Annotated in this window: 3 protein-coding genes; 2 read left to right on the forward strand and 1 reads right to left on the reverse strand. The window is 60.9% G+C overall.

Going from position 1 to position 6489, the window contains the following annotated elements; translation table 11 throughout:
• The first annotated feature begins 27 nt into the window (after window positions 1–27).
• Together AACY19_RS24380 and AACY19_RS24385 are read left to right on the forward strand one after the other, a co-directional pair.
• On the forward strand, window positions 28–1392 hold the full coding sequence (locus AACY19_RS24380; protein ID WP_339454138.1) for a DUF1329 domain-containing protein: 1365 nt from the start codon (window positions 28–30) through the stop codon (window positions 1390–1392).
• A 177-nt stretch (window positions 1393–1569) separates the two neighbouring features.
• Complete coding sequence (locus AACY19_RS24385; RefSeq protein ID WP_339454139.1) at window positions 1570–4305, forward strand: LuxR C-terminal-related transcriptional regulator; 2736 nt, start codon at window positions 1570–1572, stop codon at window positions 4303–4305.
• A gap of 86 nt (window positions 4306–4391) precedes the next feature.
• On the opposite strand, the gene AACY19_RS24390 is transcribed toward AACY19_RS24385, so the two are convergent.
• On the reverse strand, window positions 4392–6489 hold a 2098-nt coding region (locus tag AACY19_RS24390; RefSeq protein ID WP_339454140.1), incomplete at its 5' end, for a calcium-binding protein.

Here is a 6489-nt window from a genome sequence, read left to right on the forward strand (position 1 = left end):
GCACTGCATTTCAGGACGAACACACATATGAAAATAACAAAGAGTCTGTTCCACGCCGGTGTTCTGGGCCTGTCGCTGCTGGCGACCAGTGTCATGGCGGCCGTACCTGCTGCCGAAGCCGACAAACTGGGCAAAAGCCTGACGCCGATGGGCGCTGAAATGGCCGGTAACGCCGACGGTTCGATCCCGGCCTGGAAACCGCTGCCGAAGAATGCCGGTTCGGTCGACAGCAAGGGATTCCTGTCCAACCCGTATGCCAGTGAGCAGCCGCTGTTCACCATCACGGCGAAGGACGTCGACAAGTACAAGGACAAGCTTGCGCCGGGTCAGTACGCGATGTTCAAGCGCTATCCGGACACCTTCAAGATGCCGGTCTATCCGTCCCATCGCGGTGCGACCGTGCCGGATGAGGTATTCGCCGCCATCAAGAAAAACGCCACCAACACCAATCTGGTGTCCGGCGGCAACGGTCTGGAAAACTTCGATACCGCCGTGCCGTTCCCTATTCCAAAAACCGGTGTGGAAGTGATCTGGAACCACATCACCCGTTATCGCGGCGGCAGCGTGACCCGTCTGGTGACCCAGGCCACACCGCAACCGAACGGTTCGTACAGCCTGGTGTACTTCCAGGATCAGTTCGTGTTCCGCGACAAGATGAAAGACTACGATCCGGCGAACCCGGGCAACATCCTGTTCTACTTCAAGCAGAAAGTGACCGCGCCGGCACGTCTGGCCGGTGGCGTACTGCTGGTGCACGAAACCCTCGACCAGGTGAAGGAGCCGCGTTCGGCGTGGGTCTACAACGCCGGTCAGCGTCGTGTGCGCCGTGCGCCACAGGTGTCCTATGACGGCCCGGGCACAGCGGCGGATGGCTTGCGCACCTCCGACAACCTCGACATGTTCAACGGTGCGCCGGATCGCTACGACTGGAAGCTCGAAGGCAAAAAGGAAATGTACATCGCCTCCGACAGCTACAAGCTCGACGATCCGAAGCTGAAGTACGCCGACATCATCAAGGCCGGCCACATCAACCAGGATCTGGCGCGTTACGAACTGCGCCGCGTCTGGCACGTGGTCGCCACCCTGAAGGAAGGCCAGCGTCACATCTACGCCAAGCGTGACTTCTACATCGACGAGGACACCTGGCAAGCAGCGGTCATCGACCATTACGACGGTCGTGGTCAACTGTGGCGTGTGGCCGAGGCGCATGCCGAGAACTACTACGACAAGCAAGTGCCGTGGTACGCCCTGGAAACCCTCTACGACCTGCAGTCCGGCCGCTACCTGGCGCTGGGCATGAAGAACGAAGAGAAACAGGCGTATGACTTCGGCTTCACCGCCACCACCAGCGACTTCACCCCGGCCGCCCTGCGTCAGGATGGTATTCGCTAAACCGCTGTAACCGCGAGGCCGCATCCTCGTGAAAAACGCCCCGACCGGTTCGGGGCGTTTTTTTATCTGTAGCTTTTTTGTAGCCATTTGTAGCGGCGACCTTCATTCCCTCTTCGTTTAAGGCTAGTCTGCGGACATCTGCAACGCCGCCAATAGCCATTCAAACAAGAGCCGGCCATGACTGATCTGTCCCCACTTCCGGGTCCTGCAAGCGTTGCCGTCGCGGCACTGGACGGGCGTTTTTTTCGCCCGCCGCTGCCTGACGGCTATGTACTGCGACCACGCTTGTGCGAGCGCCTGCAAGCCGGGCTCGGTGGACGCCTGTTGCTGATCAGCGCACCGGCTGGATTCGGCAAGAGTTCGCTGGCGGTGGAGTTCTGTCAGAGCCTGCCGGCGCAGTGGCAAAGTCTATGGTTGGGTTTGAGCCCGCGCGACAACGATCCGGGGCGCTTTCTCGAACGCCTGCTCGAAGGGTTGCAGGACTACTTTGCGCAACTGGGTAGCCGTGCACTCGGCCTGTTGAAAATGCGCCAGCGTCATCAGCCGTTCGCCTTCGAAGAATGGCTGGACGGTTTGCTTGACGAGCTGGCGCTGCACCTCGATCCGGCGGCACCGTTGCTGCTGGTGCTCGACGACTACCATCTCGCCCAGGGCCCGGTACTCGACCGTTGCCTGCAGTTTTTCCTCAATCATCTGCCTGACGGCTTGCTGGTCATGGTCACCAGTCGGCAGCGGCCGGACTGGCACCTGGCGCGCTTGCGCCTGTCGCGGCAATTGCTGGAACTTCACGAGCAGGACCTGCGCCTGACCCACGATGAAGCCCTGACCCTGCTTGATCGCCACAGCACTTCGCTGCGCGGTGAGGCGCTGGAAAACCTGATCCAGCGCAGTGAAGGCTGGGTTGCCGGGCTGCGTTTCTGGTTGCTGGCAGTGGCCGAGGCCGGCAGCGCTGCCGCCTTGCCACAAGCGCTGAACGGTGGCGAAGGGCTGATTCGCGACTATCTGCTGGAGGAAGTCATCGATTGCCTGCCTGCGGAAGTGCAGGCCTTTCTTTATGACACGGCACCCCAGGAGCGCTTCTGCAGCGAGCTGTGCGATGCCGTGCGCGAAGCCCACGACAGCGCCGAAATTTTGCGTTTTCTCCTCGCGCATCAGGTCTTTCTGGTGCCGCTGGACGAGCACGGGCATTGGTATCGCTATCACCATTTGTTTTCCGATCTGCTGCGCAGTCGGCCTGTCGCCCAGGCGCTGGTGCCGACCGCGACGTTGCACCTGCGCGCCTGTCGCTGGTTCAACGCCCAGGGATTGCTCGATGAAGCGGTAGAGCAGGCCTTGCGTGCGGGCCATCTCGATGTGGCGGCGAATCTGGTGCAGAACCTCTCCGAAGAACAATTGCTGGCCGAACAGAACGTCGGCATGTTGCTGCGCTGGAAAATGGACCTGCCTGACAGCCTGCTGATCAGCACGCCGCGCCTGATCGTGCTGTACAGCTGGGCGCTGGGGCTGGCCTGTCAGCTCGATGCCGCCGAAGAGTTGTCCAGCCATTTGAGCCGCTTTCTGCCGGCCCCGTCGGCCACGGCGCAGAAATCGATGCTGGCGCAATGGCTGGCGTTGAGCGGGATCATTGCCCGGGGGCGCGGCCATCGCGAGTTGACGCTCAGATATTGCACCGAGGCGCTGGAAAGCCTGCCGGCCAAGCGCTACGGCCAGCGGCTGATGTGCCTGTCGACCTTGTCCAACCTGGCCATTGCCGACGGCGATCTGTGGCGTGCCCGAGGGCTCAATCGCGAATCCCTTGAGCTGGCGCAGCGGGTTGGCAATCCACTGTTCGAAGCCCTGGCCCATTACGACCGTGCCCGCGTGTTGCAGTCTCGTGGCGAAATCCTGCGGGCGCTGGATGAAGTGCATCAGGGCCTGGAGCGTCTGCGCGGTTTGTCACCGCAACGCCTGTACGCGGTGCGTGCACGGCTGACGTTGTATGAAGGTTTTCTACTGGCGATGCGTTTGCAGCCTCAGGCCGCACGCGTCTGCCTGCTGGCCGGGATCGGCGAGGCGCGGGCCTGCCGTGATATCAGTGTGCTGATCGGCCATTGCGTGATCGCCCGGCTCGACGGCAGCATCGGTGAGTTCGCCAAGGCCTTCGCTGAACTGGCCGAGGCCGAGCGCTTGATGCATATCTGGGACGTCCCGCCGATCTACTATCTGGCGATGATTACCCTGGTCAAATGCGAGCTGTGGCTGGCCCAGGGGCGTACTGATCTGGCCGAAGCCTGGCTCGCGCGACTGGGCCAGACCTACACTGGCGAGCGCGCGGCGGCGCCACCGGAGTTTCATCCACAACTGCCATTGCACGTGGAGTTGCAACAGGCACTGCTGGATGTCATCAAGGGGAAACCAATGCTCGCCGAAGGGCGATTGAACGTGTTGCACGAGAACGGCCAGCAGACGGGACGGCAATTGCTCAGTGTGATGGCGTTGACGCAGAAGGTCGCGTTGCTGCTGGCGGGCGGACGCGAGCCGGAAGCGCGCAAGGCTTTGAGCCAGGCGCTGGAATTCGCGGCGGGTGGCGTGTTGCAGCCATTCGACGGATTGGTCAAGGAACACACGGACTGGCTGCGTGGGCAACTGCTGGCTTCACCCGGCCTGGCGGGCCGGCAACTGCTCGAGCATTTGCCGCCGCCGGCGGCGGCCCGGCCGATGCAGGAGTCCACGGTCACCGAGCAGCTCAGCAGCCGCGAACTGGCGGTACTGCGGTTGATTGCTCAGGGATGTTCGAACCAGGAAATCAGCGAGCAGTTGTTCATTTCGCTGCACACGGTAAAAACCCACGCCAGCCACATCAACAGCAAGCTGGGGGTTGAGCGGCGGACGCAGGCAGTGGCGCGGGCCAAAGCGCTGGGCTTGCTGGCCTAGCGGATAAAAAACGCGACCAAAAAAACACCCCGCCTCGGCGGGGTGTTTTCATTTTTCAGCTTCGTTTGTTTCAGACAGCGATGGGATCAGACGATGACGTCGTTCGCACTGAGCGAGTGGACACCCACCAGTTGCACTTCGAAGTATCCACCTTCGTTTGGGCTCATGTTCCCCGACAGGACCTGATCCACGAAACGCAGCTGGCCGAACCCGGTGAACTCATTGGAGCCAATGAACGTCATGTGTTGGAGGCCGAGGGTATTAGGCGAACTGTCAAAGTCGGAGAAATCGATTTTGTCCCCATCCAGTGCGTTGAAATCGGCAATCACGTTGTGCGGGCCGCCCCCAGGCACTCCTGCATTCATGAGGAACAGATTGGTGAAGGCAAAGGAGTCGGCGCCTGTGCCACCGTTGAGCGTGGTGTTGCCCAATCCGCCGTACAGCGTGTCGTTACCGGCGCCACCGTACAGTTTGTCGATACCGTCATAACCCCAGATGACGTTGTTGCCGGCGTTCCCCGTCAGGATGTTATCGAGGTTGTTACCCCATAGCGACAGGTCGGCGCTACCGAGCAGGGTGCCGTCTTCGACGTTGTCTCCGAGTGTGTAGTCGACCGAGGTGCGGACAAGGTCGTGACCTTTATCCGGGGCTTCCAGCACGACATCATTGACGTTATCCACGATATACGTATCGTCGCCGCCCGCGCCGAACATCCGGTCGGCACCGAGTCCACCCGACAGGATATTGTTGCCCTCGTTACCATTCAGGTTGTTGTCCAGCGCATTACCGGTCAGGTTCAGATTGTTTTTGCCAATCATCATGCCGTCTTCGACATTCTCCGAGAGTGTGTAGTCCACACTGGTCCAGACGCTATCATTCCCGCCATCGGCGAGCTCAATGACAACATCGTTGATGTTATCCACGATATAGACATCGCTGCCGCCGCCACCAATCAGGGTGTCAGCGCCAAGCCCGCCATCGATATAGTTGGTGCCAGCGTTACCGGTGATGACGTTGTCCAGTGCGTTGCCTGTGAGCGATCCATCGGCACTGCCAGTCATCGTCAAATCTTCAACGTTGGCGCCGAGGGTATAGCTGAAACTGGTTCTGACCAGATCATGCCCTTCGCCGACCTGCTCGATCACGACATCGTTGATGTTATCCACAACGTAGGTGTCGTTGCCGGCGCCGCCTATCATCGTGTCGGCACCCATGCCGCCGTCGAGGATATTGTTGCCGATGTTTCCGGTCATGCGGTTGTTGACCGCGTTGCCAGTGCCGTTGAGGTTGGCGCTGCCGATCAGGATCAGATTTTCGACGTTGGCGCCGAGGGTGTAGTCGATGCTCGCGAACACGCGGTCAAGTGCGGTCAGCGAGGCGTCGGTTTCGATCACCACATCACCGACGTTGTCGACGTAGTAGGTATCAACGCCGTCGCCACCGATCATGGTGTCGGCGCCGAGGCCACCGTCGAGGGTGTCGTCACCGGCGCCGCCGCTGAGGGTGTTGTTCAAGGCGTTGCCGGTGAGCAAGTTGTTCAGGCTGTTGCCGGTGCCGTTGATGGCGTTGCCGGTCAGCACCAGATTTTCCAGGTTGGCGCCCAGTGTCCAGTCAACCGACGCGCGGACGGTGTCGATTTCGTTCGCCAGGGTGCTAGTCTCGGTGATGATGTCGCCAGCGTTGTCGACGACATAAGTGTCGTTGCCCAAGCCCCCAATCAGCGTGTCGATGCCGGCGCCGCCGTCGAGAATGTTGTCACCAGCGTTACCGGTCATACGGTTACTGACCGCGTTGCCGGTGCCGTTAAGATTGCCATTACCGGTGAGGATCAGGTTCTCGACGTTGGCGCCGAGGGTGTAATCGATGGAGGCGAACACGCGGTCGAGGGCGGTCAGCGAGACATCGGTTTCGATGACCACATCACCGACGTTGTCGACGTAGTAGGTGTCGACGCCGTCGCCGCCGATCATGGTGTCAGCGCCTGCGCCGCCATCAAGGGTGTTGGCCGCCGCGTTGCCGGTCAGCGTGTTGTTCAGCGCGTTGCCGGTGCCGTTGACGGCGTTGCCGGTGAGCACGAGGTTTTCCAGGTTGGCGCCCAGTGTCCAGTCAATCGATGCACGGACGGTGTCGATCTCGTTCGTCAGGGTGCTGGTTTCGGTGACGGTGTCGCCGACGTTGTCGACG

It is taken from the genome of Pseudomonas sp. EA_5y_Pfl2_R50 (assembly GCF_963970475.1).
GTDB lineage: Bacteria > Pseudomonadota > Gammaproteobacteria > Pseudomonadales > Pseudomonadaceae > Aquipseudomonas.